Source organism: Mesorhizobium kowhaii, assembly GCF_042431665.1.
GTDB lineage: Bacteria > Pseudomonadota > Alphaproteobacteria > Rhizobiales > Rhizobiaceae > Mesorhizobium > Mesorhizobium kowhaii.
Genome location: NZ_JBHLYT010000033.1, coordinates 120,331 through 134,669, shown reverse-complemented (window position 1 = coordinate 134,669; position 14,339 = coordinate 120,331). Strand labels below are relative to the sequence as shown.

The window sequence follows — 14,339 nt, the reverse complement described above, 5'->3', positions numbered from 1 at the left end:
CCGTTTAAATCGATTTAATTCAGCGTCAATTTTGTTTGCACTGCAGCATTTTCGCGCTAATCATGACGCCCAGTTTCCTCCCCGACACTGTCCGGAGTTCGTCCTTGGCCATTACGAAGATCCTCGTCGCCAACCGATCCGAAATCGCCATTCGCGTCTTTCGCGCCGCCAACGAACTTGGCCTCAAAACCGTGGCGATCTGGGCCGAGGAGGACAAGTATTCGCTGCATCGCTTCAAGGCCGACGAGAGCTACCAGGTCGGGCGCGGACCGCACCTGACCCGGGATATGGGACCGATCGAAAGCTACCTGTCGATCGAGGAGGTGATCCGCGTCGCCAAGCTTTCGGGCGCCGATGCCATCCATCCCGGCTACGGGCTTTTGTCGGAAAGCCCCGAATTCGCCGAAGCCTGCGCGGTCGCCGGCATCACCTTCATCGGGCCGAAGCCGGACACGATGCGCCGGCTCGGCAACAAGGTTGCCGCGCGCAATCTGGCGATCGAGGTCGGCGTGCCGGTGATCCCCGCCACCGATCCGCTGCCGGATGACATGGACGCGGTCAAAAAACTGGCCAAGGGGATCGGCTATCCGGTGATGCTGAAGGCATCGTGGGGTGGCGGCGGGCGCGGCATGCGCGCCATCCGCTCCGAGGCCGATCTTGCCCGCGAGGTCATGGAAGGCAAGCGCGAGGCGAAAGCGGCCTTCGGCAAGGACGAGGTCTATCTCGAAAAGCTGATCGAGCGCGCCCGCCATGTCGAGGTGCAGGTGCTTGGCGACACGCATGGCAATGCGGTGCACCTGTTCGAGCGCGACTGCTCGATCCAGCGCCGCAACCAGAAGGTCGTCGAGCGGGCGCCCGCGCCCTATCTCGAAATGTCGCAGCGCGAGGAGCTTTGCGGCTACGCGCTGAAGATCGCGCGCGAGACCAGCTATATCGGTGCCGGCACGGTCGAGTTCCTGCAGGATGCCGATACCGCCAAGTTCTATTTCATCGAGGTCAATCCGCGCATCCAGGTCGAGCACACCGTCACCGAGCAGGTGACCGGCATCGACATCGTCAAGGCGCAGATCCACATCCTCGATGGCTTCGCCATCGGCACGCCGGAATCGGGCGTGCCGGCGCAGGAGGACATCCGGCTGAACGGCCATGCGCTGCAGTGCCGCATCACCACCGAAGACCCCGAGCACAATTTTATTCCCGACTACGGCCGCATTACCGCCTATCGTGGAGCCACCGGCTTCGGCATTCGCCTCGATGGCGGCACCGCCTATTCCGGCGCGGTCATCACCCGCTTCTACGATCCGCTGCTGGAGAAGGTGACGGCCTGGGCGCCGACGCCGGCCGAGACCATTGCCCGCATGAATCGGGCGCTGCGCGAGTTCCGCATCCGCGGCGTCGCCACCAACCTGACCTTCCTCGAAGCGATCATCAACCACCCGAGCTTCGCCGACAATTCCTACACGACCAAATTCATCGACACGACGCCGGAGCTGTTCCAGCAGGTCAAGCGCCAGGATCGCGCCACCAAGCTCATCAATTATCTTGCCGACGTGTCGGTCAACGGCCATCCCGAGACGCGCGGCCGGCCGCAGCCGAAGGCCGACTCGGCCGCTCCCGTGGTGCCTTACCTCAACGGCAACGTACCGGGCGGCAGCAAGCAGAAGCTGGACGTGCTCGGACCGGAGAAATTCGCCGCCTGGATGCGCGAGCGCAAGGAGGTGCTGGTCACCGACACGACGATGCGCGACGGCCATCAGTCGCTGCTGGCGACGCGTGTGCGCACGCATGACATCGCCGGCATCGCCGGCACCTATGCGCGCGCCCTGCCGCAGCTTCTGTCGCTCGAATGCTGGGGTGGCGCCACCTTCGACGTTGCCATGCGCTTCCTTACCGAGGATCCATGGGAGCGGCTGTCGCTGGTGCGCGAGGCGGCGCCCAATCTGTTGCTGCAGATGCTGCTGCGCGGTGCCAATGGCGTCGGCTACACCAATTATCCCGACAATGTCGTGCAGCATTTCGTCAAGCAGGCAGCAAGCGGCGGCATCGACCTGTTCCGCGTGTTCGACTGCCTGAACTGGGTTGAGAACATGCGCGTCGCCATGGACGCGGTCGGCGCTGAGGGCAAGCTGATCGAAGCGGCGATGTGCTACACCGGCGACATACTCGACCCGGCGCGAGCCAAATACGATCTCAAATACTATGTCGGCCTGGCCGGCGAATTGCAGGCGGCCGGCGCCCACATCATCGCCGTCAAGGACATGGCTGGTTTGCTCAAGCCGAGTGCTGCCCGCGCGCTGTTCAAGGCGCTGCGCGAGGCGACCGACCTGCCGATCCATTTCCACACCCACGACACGTCGGGCCTGTCGGCGGCGACGGTGCTGGCGGCGGTGGAGAGCGGCGTCGACGCCATCGACGCGGCGATGGATGCCTTCTCAGGCAACACCTCGCAGCCTTGCCTTGGCTCGATCGTCGAGGCGCTGAAGGGCACCGAGCGCGACCCGGGCCTCGATCCGCAATGGATACGCAAGATCTCCTTCTACTGGGAAGCGGTGCGCAACCAGTACGCCGCCTTCGAAAGCGACCTCAAGGGACCGGCCTCGGAAGTCTACCTGCATGAAATGCCGGGCGGACAGTTCACCAACCTCAAGGAACAGGCGCGCTCGCTCGGGCTCGAGACACGCTGGCACGAGGTGGCGCAGACCTATCATGACGTCAACCTGATGTTCGGCGACATCGTCAAGGTGACGCCGTCGTCCAAGGTCGTCGGCGACATGGCATTGATGATGGTCAGCCAGGATCTGACGGTTGCCGATGTCGAAAATCCGGCCAGGGACATCGCCTTTCCGGATTCGGTCGTCTCGATGCTGCGCGGCGATCTCGGCCAGTCGCCCGGTGGTTGGCCGGCAGCGCTGCAGAAGAAGGCGCTGAAGGGCGACAGGCCGATCACGGTGCGGCCTGGCTCGCTGCTCAAGCCGGCCGATCTCAAGGCCAGCCGCAAGGAGATCGAGGAGAAGCTCGAGCGCAAGCTCTCGGAGTTCGAATTCGCCTCGTGGCTGATGTATCCGAAGGTGTTTTGCGACTTTGCCGGCGCGCAGGAGACCTACGGCCCGGTCAGCGTCCTGCCGACGCCGACCTATTTCTACGGCATGAAACCGGAAGACGAGATCTTCGTCGACATCGAGAAGGGCAAGACGCTGGTGGTGCGCTGCCTGGCCATCGGCGATGTCGACGACAAGGGCATGGTCACAGTGTTTTTCGAGCTCAACGGCCAGCCGCGCCGCGTCAAGGTGCCCGACAGGGCGCATGGCGCGTCCGCCGCCAAGGCTCGCCGCAAGGCCGAGCCGGGCAACGAGGCGCATGTCGGCGCGCCGATGCCGGGCGTCGTTTCGGCGCTTTCGGTTGCCGCCGGCCAGGCCGTGAAGGCCGGTGACGTGCTGCTTTCCATCGAAGCGATGAAGATGGAGACGGCGCTGCATGCCGAGCGCGACGGCACGGTCGCCGAGGTGCTGGTCAAGGCCGGCGATCAGATCGATGCGAAGGACTTGCTGATCGCCTTCAACTGAGACCTTTTGAGAATTCTACTCCGGCGGTCACCTGACGCGGTTTTCTGCGCTTCCGGTGCTCACGGACCTGAATGTCCGCTGCGCGCCGGTTCTCGAAAACCACGCCATCTGACTCACCGGAGCGAATTCTGAAAAGGTCTCAGATCCGGATTAAGGCCGGATTGTCACGCCCTATCGAACGTCATGACAAACCGCATCGATAACAGCTTGACCCGCCGCCGCCGGTCGGGCATCGAACCGGCTCAAATTTGCCGCCGTAGTCCCCCGAGTCGCGGCGCAGAAACGATGTGGAGAAAAACATGGCCGACGATATCACCGAGACCAGCCAGACTGTTGCCGCCGGCCAGTTGCGTGCCTTCATCGAGCGCATCGAGCGGCTCGAGGAAGAGAAGAAGACCATTTCCGACGACATCAAGGAAGTGTTCGCCGAAGCCAAGGGCACCGGCTTCGACACCAAGGCGATGCGCACCATCATCCGGCTGCGCAAGAAGGATCAGGCCGAGCGGCAGGAGGAGGAAACCATCCTCGACCTGTACAAGGCCGCGCTCGGCATGGTGTAAGAGTCTGTTTGGAAATTCTACTCCGGCGGCCATCTGATGGCGTTTTCTGCGCTTCCGTTGCTCACGGACCAAAGTCCGCTGCGCTACGGTTCTCGAAACCACCATCATATCACTCGCCGGAGCGAATTTCGAAACAGTCTCTAGAGGCTGGCAACAGTCTCAGCCTGGGCATGATGCTGGAGCGGCATCGAACCATGAGCGAATTCGACTTCGGCGCCCGCCGCGCCTCTGAATTCCGCCAGCGCGGCTTCTGGACGCTGTTCGACGAACGGCATCCGGAGGAAAAGGCTCTGCTGGCGAGGCGCGGACCCTGGTTCTGGCAGCGCGGGCTGCCCGACTTCGCATTGGTCCTTTCCATGTATGTCGCGCCGGCGCAGAACCATGTCGGCGTCTTCTTTGGGCGCAACGAGAAGTTCGGCGCCACGGGAGCGTGGTCGCGGTTGAAGCCGTTCCAGCCGGCGATCGAAGGCAAGCTGAAGCTCAGGCCGGAACAGAGCTGCGAGGGCCTTGGCATCAATTCGATGTGGCGGGTGAATTGCTTTGCCGAAGACAACTGGCCGGCGATGACCGACTGGCTGGTGACGGAGGCCTCGCGCATCGAGCGCGCGGTCACTGAGGTTCTGGCGGACGGAGACCAGGCCTGAGCGTGAAATTCGCGCCTGCCGGACGCCGACACGGCGAGCGTTTTGCGATCAATTCGACTTCGCCGTATCGCGGCCGATCTCGTCCAGATGGTGCTGCAGCGTCATATGGTCGAGCGTGCCCATCGGCAGATTGACGAACAGCGAGATGCGATTGCTGAGCATGCGAAAGGCATCGGCGAAGGCGAGGTGCACCTCGGCATCGGTGCCGACGGCCTTGGCCGGGTCCGGTATCGCCCAGAGTGCCGTCATCGGATGGCCGGGCCATATAGGACAGGCTTCGTTCGCGGTGTTGTCGCAGACGGTGAAGACGAAATGCATTTCCGGTGCGTCGGGCGCGGCGAATTCGTCCCAGCTTTTCGAGCGGGCGAAGCCGGTGTCGAAGCTGAGGGTTTCGAGCAGTTGAAGTGCGTAGGGATTGACCGTGCCCTTCGGCTGTGAGCCGGCGGAAAAGGCCCTGAACTTACCGGCGCCGATCCGGTTGAGGATGGCTTCCCCCATGATGGATCGCGCCGAATTGGCGTTGCACAGAAACAGCACATTGTAGAAATTGTCGCTCATCTCAAGACCTCCCCGGCAGGCGACTGGATGATTGGGCGGCAAATTCCGTCGGGACGTCGCCGCTTGGCAAAGTATATCGAAAAGAAGCGGCGTAGAAAGGTTTCGCGACCGTGTGATGACATCTGGTCAGGTCACAGGTCCATCGTCGCCTGGTGTTGACAGTTTTTTGCGTTTGACGTCCCTGCCGAAGCCGAACAGAGGGTTGCGCCTGATGAACGTTTCAAAGCTTCCCGAAGACGAGAACGACACGGCAAGCGGGGGCTTCTTCCGCGCACGCTGGCAAGGCCTGGTGCCGCTCGATCGACTGTTCTGGCGCGACCTCGTCCTTGTCGGCACCGCGATCAACGTCGCATCGTCGGTGGCCGCGATCATCCTGCTCACACTGAAGCTGCCGCTCGCACTGGCTCTGGCGGTGCATTTCGCGCCTGTGCCCTACAGCATCTTTCTGACCTTTGCCGTATGGCGGACCACGGAAAAGGTTAGAGGTGCCAAGGCCTCATTGATGACGCTTGGCGCCACATTGTGGCTGATCCTGGTGGTTGTGGTCTGACAGCGCGGACATGGCGCCTGGCGCGTTCGCCGGGCTTCCTGCCGCGCAACCAAAAAGGGCAGCCGCAGCCGCCCTTCCCATCCATCCAGCGATCGTGTTGGGCTTAAGCCGCCGGCTCGAATTTCAGCGCCACGCCATTGATGCAGTAGCGCAGGCCGGTCGGCGGCGGGCCGTCCTCGAAGACATGGCCGAGATGGCTGCCGCAGCGGGCGCAATGGCATTCGGTGCGGACCATGCCATAGCTGCGGTCGACGGTGTTCTCGACCGAGCCCGGCACCGGGTCGTTGAAGCTTGGCCAGCCGGTGCCGCTCTCGAACTTCAGCTTGGATTCGAACAGCGGCTGGTCGCAGCCGACGCAGGAAAACGTGCCGGCGCGCTTCTCGTAGAGCAAAGCACAGCTTCCCGGCCGCTCGGTGCCGTGGCCGCGCATGACGGCGTATTGCTCCGGCGTCAGCCGGGCGCGCCATTCGGCGTCGGTGCGGGTGACGGGGTAGGTGTGGGTGTCCATTTGATCTCCTCAGCCTTGCCGGCTCGTTGTTGATTGCAAGCTCATATTCGCACCAAGATAGGCATTTGTTACCGGGTTTGCCCGCATTTTCGATCGCGCTTTCATGCGATGGCTGCAAGATAGCGTGCGACCGATGTATCGAATGCCGCTTTTGCATCCCCAATGACATTCTGGTTCCACCATGCGCCGTAGATATCGTCGAATGCGAACGAGTCCAACGCCACCGCGATGCGGCGCACGGCCGCTGCGTTGAGCGGAATGTAATTGGGATAGCTGTACATGAAGCTGACATGGCGGCGCGTCGGCGTCACCTGCACCGTATCGCCGGTCAGGATGGCGTTGCCGCCATCGCGCTTCCAGTGCAGCACCTGGCTTCCGGCAAGATGACCACCGCAGCGGATGAGTGTCAGCGATGGGTTTATCGCGCGCGTCTCGCCCTCCCAACTGACGATCGCCTTGTGCGGCCGTAGGATCCATTGGCGGTCGTCTGCATGGAGATAGATCGGCACGCCGCCAAACGCCTCGCTCCATTCGATCATCGCCGAGTAGAAGTGGCAGTGCGAGATGGCGATCGCTGCCAGGCCGCCGCGGCGGTTGATCTCGGCCACCGCCTCGTCGCTGACCATCGAGATGCAGTCCCACAGCACGTTGCCGTGCGGCGTCTGCGCCAGCAACGCGCGCTGGCCGATGGCGAAGCGCGGCTCAATGCCGAAGGCAAGAACGCCGGCGTCGTCCCTGACCATAACCCGGTGACCGGCAGCGAGCTCTTGCGGTGTGATCCACGCCTGGCCTTCCCAGCGCACATATTGCCGCTCGTCCTCGCAGATCGGGCAGCGGTTCGGCGGTGCCTCTGTTGCCGCGAACTGGACGCCGCATTGCAGGCAGAGAAAGCAGGTCATCGTTTTTCCTGTCAGTAGCTATTTAATGCTTCCTTGAAAGCTGCTTCGTTGCGCCTTCCAGCCCGGCCAGCGTCAGCGGGAACATGCGGCCGCCAAAGATGTCGCGGATCATGGCAATCGAATGGGTAAAGCCCCAGTTCTTCTGGCTCTCGGGGTTCAGCCATACCGCGTTGGGCCATTGCTGCAGCAGGCGGCCGAGCCAGACGCTGCCTGCTTCAGGATTCCAGTGTTCGACGGAGCCGCCGGGGTGCGCAATCTCGTAAGGGCTCATCGAGGCGTCGCCGACCACGATCACCTTGTAGTCCGGCCCATATTTGTGAAGCAGGTCGAAGGTCGGGATCGTCTCGGCATGCCGGCGGCGATTGTCCTTCCACACGCCCTCATAGAGGCAGTTGTGGAAATAAAAATATTCGAGCTGGCGGAATTCGGCGCGGGCGGCCGAAAACAGCTCCTCGACACTCTTGATGTGGTCGTCCATCGAGCCGCCGACGTCGAAGAACATCAGAAGCTTCACGGCGTTGCGTCGTTCCGGCCGCGTTCGCACGTCGAGATAGCCATGCTCGGCGGTGGCGTGGATGGTGCCGGGCAGGTCGAACTCCTCCTCGGCGCCCTCGCGCACCCAGCGGCGCAGCCGCTTCAGCGCGATCTTGATGTTGCGGGTGCCGAGTTCGACGGCATCGTCGAAATTCCTGAACTCGCGCCTGTCCCAGACTTTTACGGCGCGGCGGTTGCGGCTTTCGTGCTGGCCGATGCGCACGCCTTCGGGATTGTAGCCATAGGCGCCAAAGGGCGAGGTGCCGCCGGTGCCGATCCATTTCGAGCCGCCCTGGTGGCGGCCTTTTTGCTCCTCCAGCCGCTGTTTCAAGGTCTCCATCAGCTTTTCGAAACCGCCGAGTGCCTCGACCAGCTTTTTCTCCTCGTCGGTCAGGTGCTTCTCGGCGAGGCGGCGCAGCCATTCTTCCGGGAGATTCGCGACGTCCACGGCATCCGGTTCGCCGAGCGCTTCGACACCCTTGAAGACATGGGCAAACACTTGGTCGAAGCGGTCGATATGGCGTTCGTCCTTCACCAGTGCGGTGCGGGCGAGATAGTAGAAACCCTCGACGTCATAGTCGACCAGCCCGGCTTCCAGCCCCTCCAGCAGCGACAGATATTCCCGCAGCGAAACGGGAACGCGCGCTGCCTTCAGTTCGAGGAAGAAGGGGATGAACATGGTCTATCTACAGCAAATCATACTCGATGAAGCCGGTCCGGCGCGCCACATGGTCGTAGAGCTTGCGTGCCGTGGCATTGGTCTCGTGCGTCATCCAGTAGACATTCTTGACGCCGATCCCGGCTGCTTCCTGCTTCACCGCCTCGATCAGCGCCGCACCGATGCCCTTGCCACGCACGTCCGGGTCGGCGAACAGGTCCTGCAGATAGCAGTTGTTCTGCTCCGCCCAGCAGGAGCGGTGATAGAGATAATGGGTCAGGCCGACGGCCTTGCTGTCAAGCGTGGCGATAAAACCCTTCGGCTCGAACTCACCCGCCGTGAACAGCCGCTTCCAGGTGACGACGTAGGCTTCCTCCGGCAGCTTGGTTTCGTAGAAGGTCAGGTAGTCGGTCCACAGACGCCGCCAGTCGGTGTGGTCGGACTGAGCAAGCGGGCGGACAGTGATCTCGGTCATTTCGATCCCTCTCTGAAGTCTGGACCCGATCCATACCAACAGAACCGGGATCAGGAACACCCTTGCCTACCCCGCCGGCAAATTATACTCGCGAAAAGCGGTCGCGAGCATATGCAACGCCTCTCGTAGCCGCTCGACACCTGCGCGGACCGCCTAGCCCTGCCGCCTCGCCATGAAGGCCAGCCGCTCGAACAGATGCACGTCCTGTTCGTTCTTCAGCAATGCGCCATGCAGCTTGGGCAGGGCGTTCTTGGGGTCGGCGCGCAGGTCTTCCGGCGCGATATCGTCGGCGACCAGAAGCCTTATCCAGTCGAGCGCTTCCGAGGTCGACGGCTTCTTCTTCAGGCCCGGGACCTCGCGGATCTCATAGAACTGGGTCAGCGCCGCCCGCACCAGATTCTGCTTGATGCCGGGATAATGCACGTCGACGATTTTGTGCAGCGTCTCGACGTCCGGGAAGCGGATATAGTGGAAGAAGCAGCGGCGCAGGAAGGCGTCCGGCAGCTCCTTCTCGTTGTTGGAGGTGATGATGACGATCGGCCTGACCGCGGCGCGGATCATCTCGCCGGTCTCGTAGACGAAGAACTCCATCCGATCGAGCTCCTGCAGCAGATCGTTGGGGAACTCGATATCGGCCTTGTCGATCTCGTCGATCAGAAGCACGACCTTCTTGCCGGCCGCGAAAGCCTCCCAAAGCTTGCCGCGCTTGATGTAGTTCCTGATGTCGTTAAAGCGGTCGTCGCCAAGCTGGCTGTCGCGCAGCCGCGAGACGGCGTCGTACTCGTAGAGGCCCTGCTGCGCCCTTGTGGTTGACTTGACGTGCCATTCGATGAGGTCGAGGCCGAGTGCCGCCGCAACTTGGCGCGCGAGTTCCGTCTTGCCGGTGCCGGGCTCGCCCTTGACCAGCAAGGGCCGTTCCAGCGCGATCGCCGCGTTGACCGCCACCATCAGATCCTTGTCGGCGACATAGGCCGCCGTGCCTTCAAAACGCATTTTTGCTCCCTGGTCGGTCATGACGACCGTACGGACGCGGCTCTGCCTGTGCAAGGGTGGGTTGTTGCTGGCGGCGAGCGGCCTGAACCCAACATGGGAAAGAATGTCATCTCTCTGGCGCTTGGCTGACCAGCAGCCTATATTGGGTGGGACGGTCTGTGCTTCCCGGCAGGAGAACATTTTCCCCGGGGCCTTAACGATCCTTAGGGAGCTGTCCCTGGGAAGACCCGTGGGTTTTCTCACACGGCGCCCACCTACTTTGTAGGTTCCCGGGATCGCTCTCTCCACCGGTTGTGTGGATCGTCACTCATCGAAAAGGCCGTATTTGGCGGATTTTGTCGTCGCGCCGCTTTGTGCGGTGAACGAAAAGTTCGCTCCGCGGATCTCGTTTCGCATGATCTTTTTCACCGAACCGCTGACACGTCGGTGGATCATGCGGTAGAAAACGTCGCTCCTAAGACTCCATCCAAATCTGACCTTTTCTATCGTCTGCGCATGACATCCTCAAAAGACCTGAAAAAGCGGCTTCGCCTCGAGGCACTCGGGCGCCGCGACGCGCTCGATGAATTCTGGCGGGTGGAGATCGCTCTCGAAATGGCGGAGACGGCGCGCGATCACCTCGCTGTCGAGCCTGGTCAGATCGTCTCCGGCTTCTGGCCGATGCGTTCGGAAGTCGACGTCCGGCCGCTGATGTTTGCCTTGCGCGAGCAAGGGGCAAGGCTTTGCCTGCCGGCGATCCTCGACAAGACCACCATCGTCTTTCGCGAATTGGTGCGCGGCGCGCCGATGGTCGAGATGGGTTTCGGCACGGTCGGCCCGCATGAGGAGGCCGAGGTGCTCGACCCCACAGTGATGCTGGTGCCGCTCGCCGCCTTCGACGCGCGCGGCCATCGCATCGGCTACGGTGCCGGCTACTACGACCGTGCCATCGCCAAGCTGATCGACAAGGGGCAGGCGCCCCGATTGATCGGCATCGCCTTCGACTGCCAGGAGGTGGCGCTGGTGCCGGATGAGGACCACGATGTCGTCATCGCGGAAATACTCACCGAGAGCGGGTTGCGCCGCTTCGCGCCAAAATTGTAGATAAGCATAATGGACGCATGATCTTTTCACAGACGTCATGCAGCTTTTGCTTCGCTGACCTTCGGTGCGGGATCATATGAGACTTCTCTTCCTCGGTGACATGGTGGGAAAAACGGGACGCACGGCAGTGTGGGAACAACTGCCGGGACTGATCTCCGATTTCAAACTCGATTTCGTCATCGTCAATGGCGAGAATGCCGCCGGCGGCTTCGGCATCACCGAAGAGATCTTTCGCGAAACGATCGCGGCCGGCGCTGATGTCGTCACCACCGGCAACCATGTCTGGGATCAGCGCGACGCGCTGGCCTTCGCGCCGCGCGAAGAACGCTTTCTGCGCCCCTCCAATTTCCCCAAGGGCACGCCCGGGCGCGGCTCCGGCGTCTACATCGCCAGGAGCGGGGCGCGCGTGCTGGTCGCCAACATCATGGGCCGGGTGTTCATGCATCCCGAACTTGACGATCCGTTCCAGGCCGGTGAACGCGAACTGGCCGCCTGTCCGCTCGGCGAGCAGGCGGATGCCGTGATCATCGACTTCCACGCCGAGGCAACCTCGGAAAAAATGTGCTTCGCCCATTTCGTCGATGGCCGCGCCAGTCTCGTCGTCGGCACCCACACGCACCAGCCGACCGGCGATCACCAGATACTCAATGGCGGCACCGGTTACATCTCCGATGCCGGCATGTGCGGCGACTATGATTCCTCGCTCGGCATGGACAAGGAGGAACCGCTCAACCGGTTCCTGTCGAAAGTGCCGAAAGGGCGCTTCGAGGCAGCGACCGGACCGGCGACATTGTGCGGCGTCGGCGTCGACATTTCCGACCGCACCGGATTGACCGAGAGGATCGCGCCGTTTCGTCGCGGGCCGCGGCTGGAGGAAACCGCACCGTCCTTCTGGTCGTGACATTGATATAGACGCAAGCAGTACCTAATTGCCGGCAACATCTGCTTCAGATCGTTACAAGAGGGGACGACCTCCATGCAGCTCATCGAATTCCTGGCGCCGCATTTTCACTTCGTGTCCGATCCGACGGCCTGGGTCGCGTTGCTGACGCTGGTGGTGCTGGAGATCGTGCTCGGCATCGACAATCTGATCTTCATCTCGATCCTGACCAACAAGCTGCCGGAAGCGCAAAGGGCCCGCGCCCGCCGCCTTGGCATCTCGGCGGCGCTGATCATGCGGCTGGTGCTGCTGGCCACCATTTCGATCATCGTCCAGCTGACGACGCCGGTGTTCACCGCCTTCGATCACGGTTTTTCCTGGCGCGACCTGATCCTGATTGCCGGCGGCCTGTTCCTGGTGTGGAAGGCGACCAAGGAGATCCATCACACGGTCGATCTCGACGATCACCAGGACACGATGCTGGGTGAGACCCTGCAGATCAGCCTCGCCGGCGCGATCTTCCAGATCCTGCTGCTCGACCTCGTCTTCTCGATCGATTCGATCATCACCGCCGTCGGCATGACCGACGAGATCGCCATCATGTACATCGCCGTGATCGTCGCGGTGAGCGTGATGATGCTGGCGGCTGGACCGCTGGCGGACTTCATCGCCAAGAACCCGACCATCGTCATGCTGGCGCTGGGCTTCCTGCTGATGATCGGCATGACGCTGATCGCCGACGGCATGGGTTATCATGTGCCCAAGGGCTACATCTACGCGGCGATGGGTTTTTCGGCCCTGGTCGAAGGGCTCAACATGCTGGCGCGGCGGCGCAGAAAGGCGAAGTCCGGCGGCGGGCATTGAGCTATGACCAGCAATGACCTTAGCCAGGATCAGCGCGATCAGTTGGCCAAGCTGGCTGATTTGCCTGACAGCGAGATGATACATCGGACATTCCGGAAGCACAGGCCGAGAACTGGCTTCATGCTCGCCGTGGGCAGAAAAGCCTGATCCTAAGCGCTGATCTCCCCTTGCTCTAGTTGGCCAGCACACCCTTCGGAACACACTGCGGATCAAGCAGATCCACGATCGCTGATCAGCCAGTACGCAGGCCATGCGATCAGCATCATCGACCGGCTGAAGTCCGACCTGGAGGCGTAAGCGATTGCAACTGCCTCGCGGCTGGACGAATTGAGCCGATTTATCTATAAGCCGGCCATTCCGACAGAGAACGCCGTGCTTCCACGAGTTGCACCTGGGACGCTCTGAAATTTTGAATTCGAGCTTTGCAGAAGACGAGGTGAGATCACCTCGCTTCGGGATGCTCTAGCCGAGAAGACGACAGGGGTGCCATGGCTGGCCATTCACAGTTCAAGAACATCATGCACCGCAAGGGTCGCCAGGATGCGGTGCGGTCGAAAATGTTTTCCAAGCTGGCGCGCGAAATCACCGTTGCCGCCAAGAGCGGGACGCCCGATCCATCGATGAACCCGCGCCTGCGTCTTGCCGTGCAGAACGCCAAGGCGGTGTCGATGCCGAAGGACAACATCCAGCGCGCTATCAACAAGGCGTCGATGGGCGATGCCGAAAACTACGAAGCCGTGCGCTATGAGGGCTATGGGCCCGGCGGCGTCGCCGTCATCGTCGAAGCGCTGACCGACAACCGCAACCGTTCGGCCTCGAACGTGCGCGCCGCCTTCACCAAGGCCGGCGGGGCGATGGGCGAAACCGGCTCGGTGTCGTTCATGTGGGATCGTGCCGGCGAGATCTATTATCCGGCATCGGTAGGCAGCGCCGACAAGGTGATGGATGCGGCGATCGAAGCCGGCGCCGATGACGTGGAATCCGATGAGGAAGGCCACACGATCTACTGCGCTTTCGAGAATCTCGGCGAAGTGTCGAAGGCGCTGGAAGCCTCGCTCGGTGAAGCTGAATCGGTGAAGCCGATCTGGAAACCGCAGAACAGTGTTCCGGTCGACGAGGATCGGGCACAGTCGCTGATGAAGCTGGTCGCCACGCTCGAGGATGACGATGACGTTCAAAGCGTCTACGCCAACTTCGAAGTCGACGACGAGACCATGGCCAAGCTCAGCGCGGCATGAGCCAAGCCCAGCCAGACATGAGCGAGCCTCAGCTGCCCACCATCCGCATCACCTATTGTACGCAGTGCCAGTGGCTGCTGCGTGCCGGCTGGATGGCGCAGGAATTGCTGTCTACCTTCGGCACTGACCTCGGCGAAGTCACGCTGGTGCCCGGCACCGGCGGCATCTTCACCATCAGCTGCAATGACACGCTGGTCTGGGACCGCAAGCGTGACGGTGGCTTTCCGGACGCGGCCAAACTGAAGCAGCTGGTCCGCGATGTCATCGATCCGGATCGCGATCTCGGTCATTCCGACCGCAAGAGCCATACGCAAAAAGACCCCGCCTGAGCG

15 protein-coding genes and 1 other RNA gene are annotated in these 14,339 nt (G+C 62.1%); 10 read left to right on the top strand and 6 right to left on the bottom strand.

Going from position 1 to position 14,339, the window contains the following annotated elements; translation table 11 throughout:
• Nucleotides 1-104: 104 nt before the first annotated feature.
• From pyc to ACFFNA_RS20140, 3 genes are all read left to right on the top strand, one after another.
• Nucleotides 105-3,563 (top strand): pyruvate carboxylase, encoded by a 3,459-nt coding sequence (gene pyc, locus ACFFNA_RS20150; RefSeq protein WP_378921020.1) that lies wholly within the window; start codon nt 105-107, stop codon nt 3,561-3,563.
• A 299-nt stretch (nt 3,564-3,862) separates the two neighbouring features.
• The gene (locus ACFFNA_RS20145; protein WP_027027312.1) at nt 3,863-4,123 is read left to right on the top strand and encodes a DUF2312 domain-containing protein; all 261 of its coding nucleotides are present in this window, start codon (nt 3,863-3,865) and stop codon (nt 4,121-4,123) included.
• A gap of 194 nt (nt 4,124-4,317) precedes the next feature.
• On the top strand, nt 4,318-4,767 hold the full coding sequence (locus ACFFNA_RS20140; RefSeq protein WP_378921018.1) for a hypothetical protein: 450 nt from the start codon (nt 4,318-4,320) through the stop codon (nt 4,765-4,767).
• Nucleotides 4,768-4,815: 48 nt separating this feature from the next.
• Here ACFFNA_RS20140 and ACFFNA_RS20135 read toward each other — a convergent pair whose 3' ends face one another.
• A complete protein-coding gene (locus ACFFNA_RS20135; RefSeq protein WP_378921016.1) occupies nt 4,816-5,325 on the bottom strand; it encodes an arsenate reductase ArsC in 510 nt (169 codons plus the stop codon).
• Between the two features lie 211 nt (nt 5,326-5,536).
• On the opposite strand from ACFFNA_RS20135, the gene ACFFNA_RS20130 reads away from it, so the two are divergent.
• Nucleotides 5,537-5,875: a hypothetical protein gene (locus ACFFNA_RS20130; RefSeq protein WP_111548351.1), complete on the top strand. Its 339-nt coding sequence runs from the start codon at nt 5,537-5,539 to the stop codon at nt 5,873-5,875.
• A gap of 103 nt (nt 5,876-5,978) precedes the next feature.
• On the opposite strand, the gene msrB is transcribed toward ACFFNA_RS20130, so the two are convergent.
• The 5 genes from msrB to ACFFNA_RS20105 all read right to left on the bottom strand — a co-directional run bounded on the left by msrB (nt 5,979) and on the right by ACFFNA_RS20105 (nt 9,942).
• Entirely contained in the window at nt 5,979-6,383 is a 405-nt protein-coding gene (gene msrB, locus ACFFNA_RS20125; RefSeq protein ID WP_013529102.1) for a peptide-methionine (R)-S-oxide reductase MsrB, read from the bottom strand.
• Between the two features lie 101 nt (nt 6,384-6,484).
• Nucleotides 6,485-7,282, bottom strand: coding sequence for an MBL fold metallo-hydrolase (locus ACFFNA_RS20120; protein WP_378921013.1), 798 nt, complete (start codon nt 7,280-7,282; stop codon nt 6,485-6,487).
• A 22-nt stretch (nt 7,283-7,304) separates the two neighbouring features.
• On the bottom strand, nt 7,305-8,495 hold the full coding sequence (locus ACFFNA_RS20115; protein WP_378921011.1) for a vWA domain-containing protein: 1,191 nt from the start codon (nt 8,493-8,495) through the stop codon (nt 7,305-7,307).
• Between the two features lie 7 nt (nt 8,496-8,502).
• Entirely contained in the window at nt 8,503-8,949 is a 447-nt protein-coding gene (locus ACFFNA_RS20110; protein WP_378921009.1) for a GNAT family N-acetyltransferase, read from the bottom strand.
• 153 nt (nt 8,950-9,102) lie between these two features.
• Nucleotides 9,103-9,942 (bottom strand): AAA family ATPase, encoded by an 840-nt coding sequence (locus ACFFNA_RS20105; protein WP_378921007.1) that lies wholly within the window; start codon nt 9,940-9,942, stop codon nt 9,103-9,105.
• Between the two features lie 150 nt (nt 9,943-10,092).
• Between ACFFNA_RS20105 and ssrS the strand changes: the two genes are divergently transcribed.
• The 6 genes from ssrS to ACFFNA_RS20075 all read left to right on the top strand — a co-directional run bounded on the left by ssrS (nt 10,093) and on the right by ACFFNA_RS20075 (nt 14,336).
• A non-coding RNA gene (ssrS, locus tag ACFFNA_RS20100) (6S RNA) lies at nt 10,093-10,248 on the top strand.
• Between the two features lie 189 nt (nt 10,249-10,437).
• Nucleotides 10,438-11,025, top strand: a complete 588-nt coding sequence (locus ACFFNA_RS20095; protein ID WP_378921005.1) for a 5-formyltetrahydrofolate cyclo-ligase — start codon at nt 10,438-10,440, stop codon at nt 11,023-11,025.
• A gap of 76 nt (nt 11,026-11,101) precedes the next feature.
• On the top strand, nt 11,102-11,926 hold the full coding sequence (locus tag ACFFNA_RS20090) for a TIGR00282 family metallophosphoesterase (RefSeq protein ID WP_095084226.1): 825 nt from the start codon (nt 11,102-11,104) through the stop codon (nt 11,924-11,926).
• A 75-nt stretch (nt 11,927-12,001) separates the two neighbouring features.
• Nucleotides 12,002-12,769, top strand: a complete 768-nt coding sequence (locus ACFFNA_RS20085; RefSeq protein WP_378921003.1) for a TerC family protein — start codon at nt 12,002-12,004, stop codon at nt 12,767-12,769.
• Between the two features lie 488 nt (nt 12,770-13,257).
• Nucleotides 13,258-14,007 carry a YebC/PmpR family DNA-binding transcriptional regulator gene (locus ACFFNA_RS20080; protein ID WP_111548345.1) on the top strand — a complete coding sequence of 250 codons (750 nt, stop codon included), beginning with the start codon at nt 13,258-13,260 and terminating at the stop codon, nt 14,005-14,007.
• Between the two features lie 17 nt (nt 14,008-14,024).
• Nucleotides 14,025-14,336 carry an Rdx family protein gene (locus ACFFNA_RS20075; protein ID WP_378921001.1) on the top strand — a complete coding sequence of 104 codons (312 nt, stop codon included), beginning with the start codon at nt 14,025-14,027 and terminating at the stop codon, nt 14,334-14,336.
• The last annotated feature ends 3 nt before the right edge of the window (nt 14,337-14,339 follow it).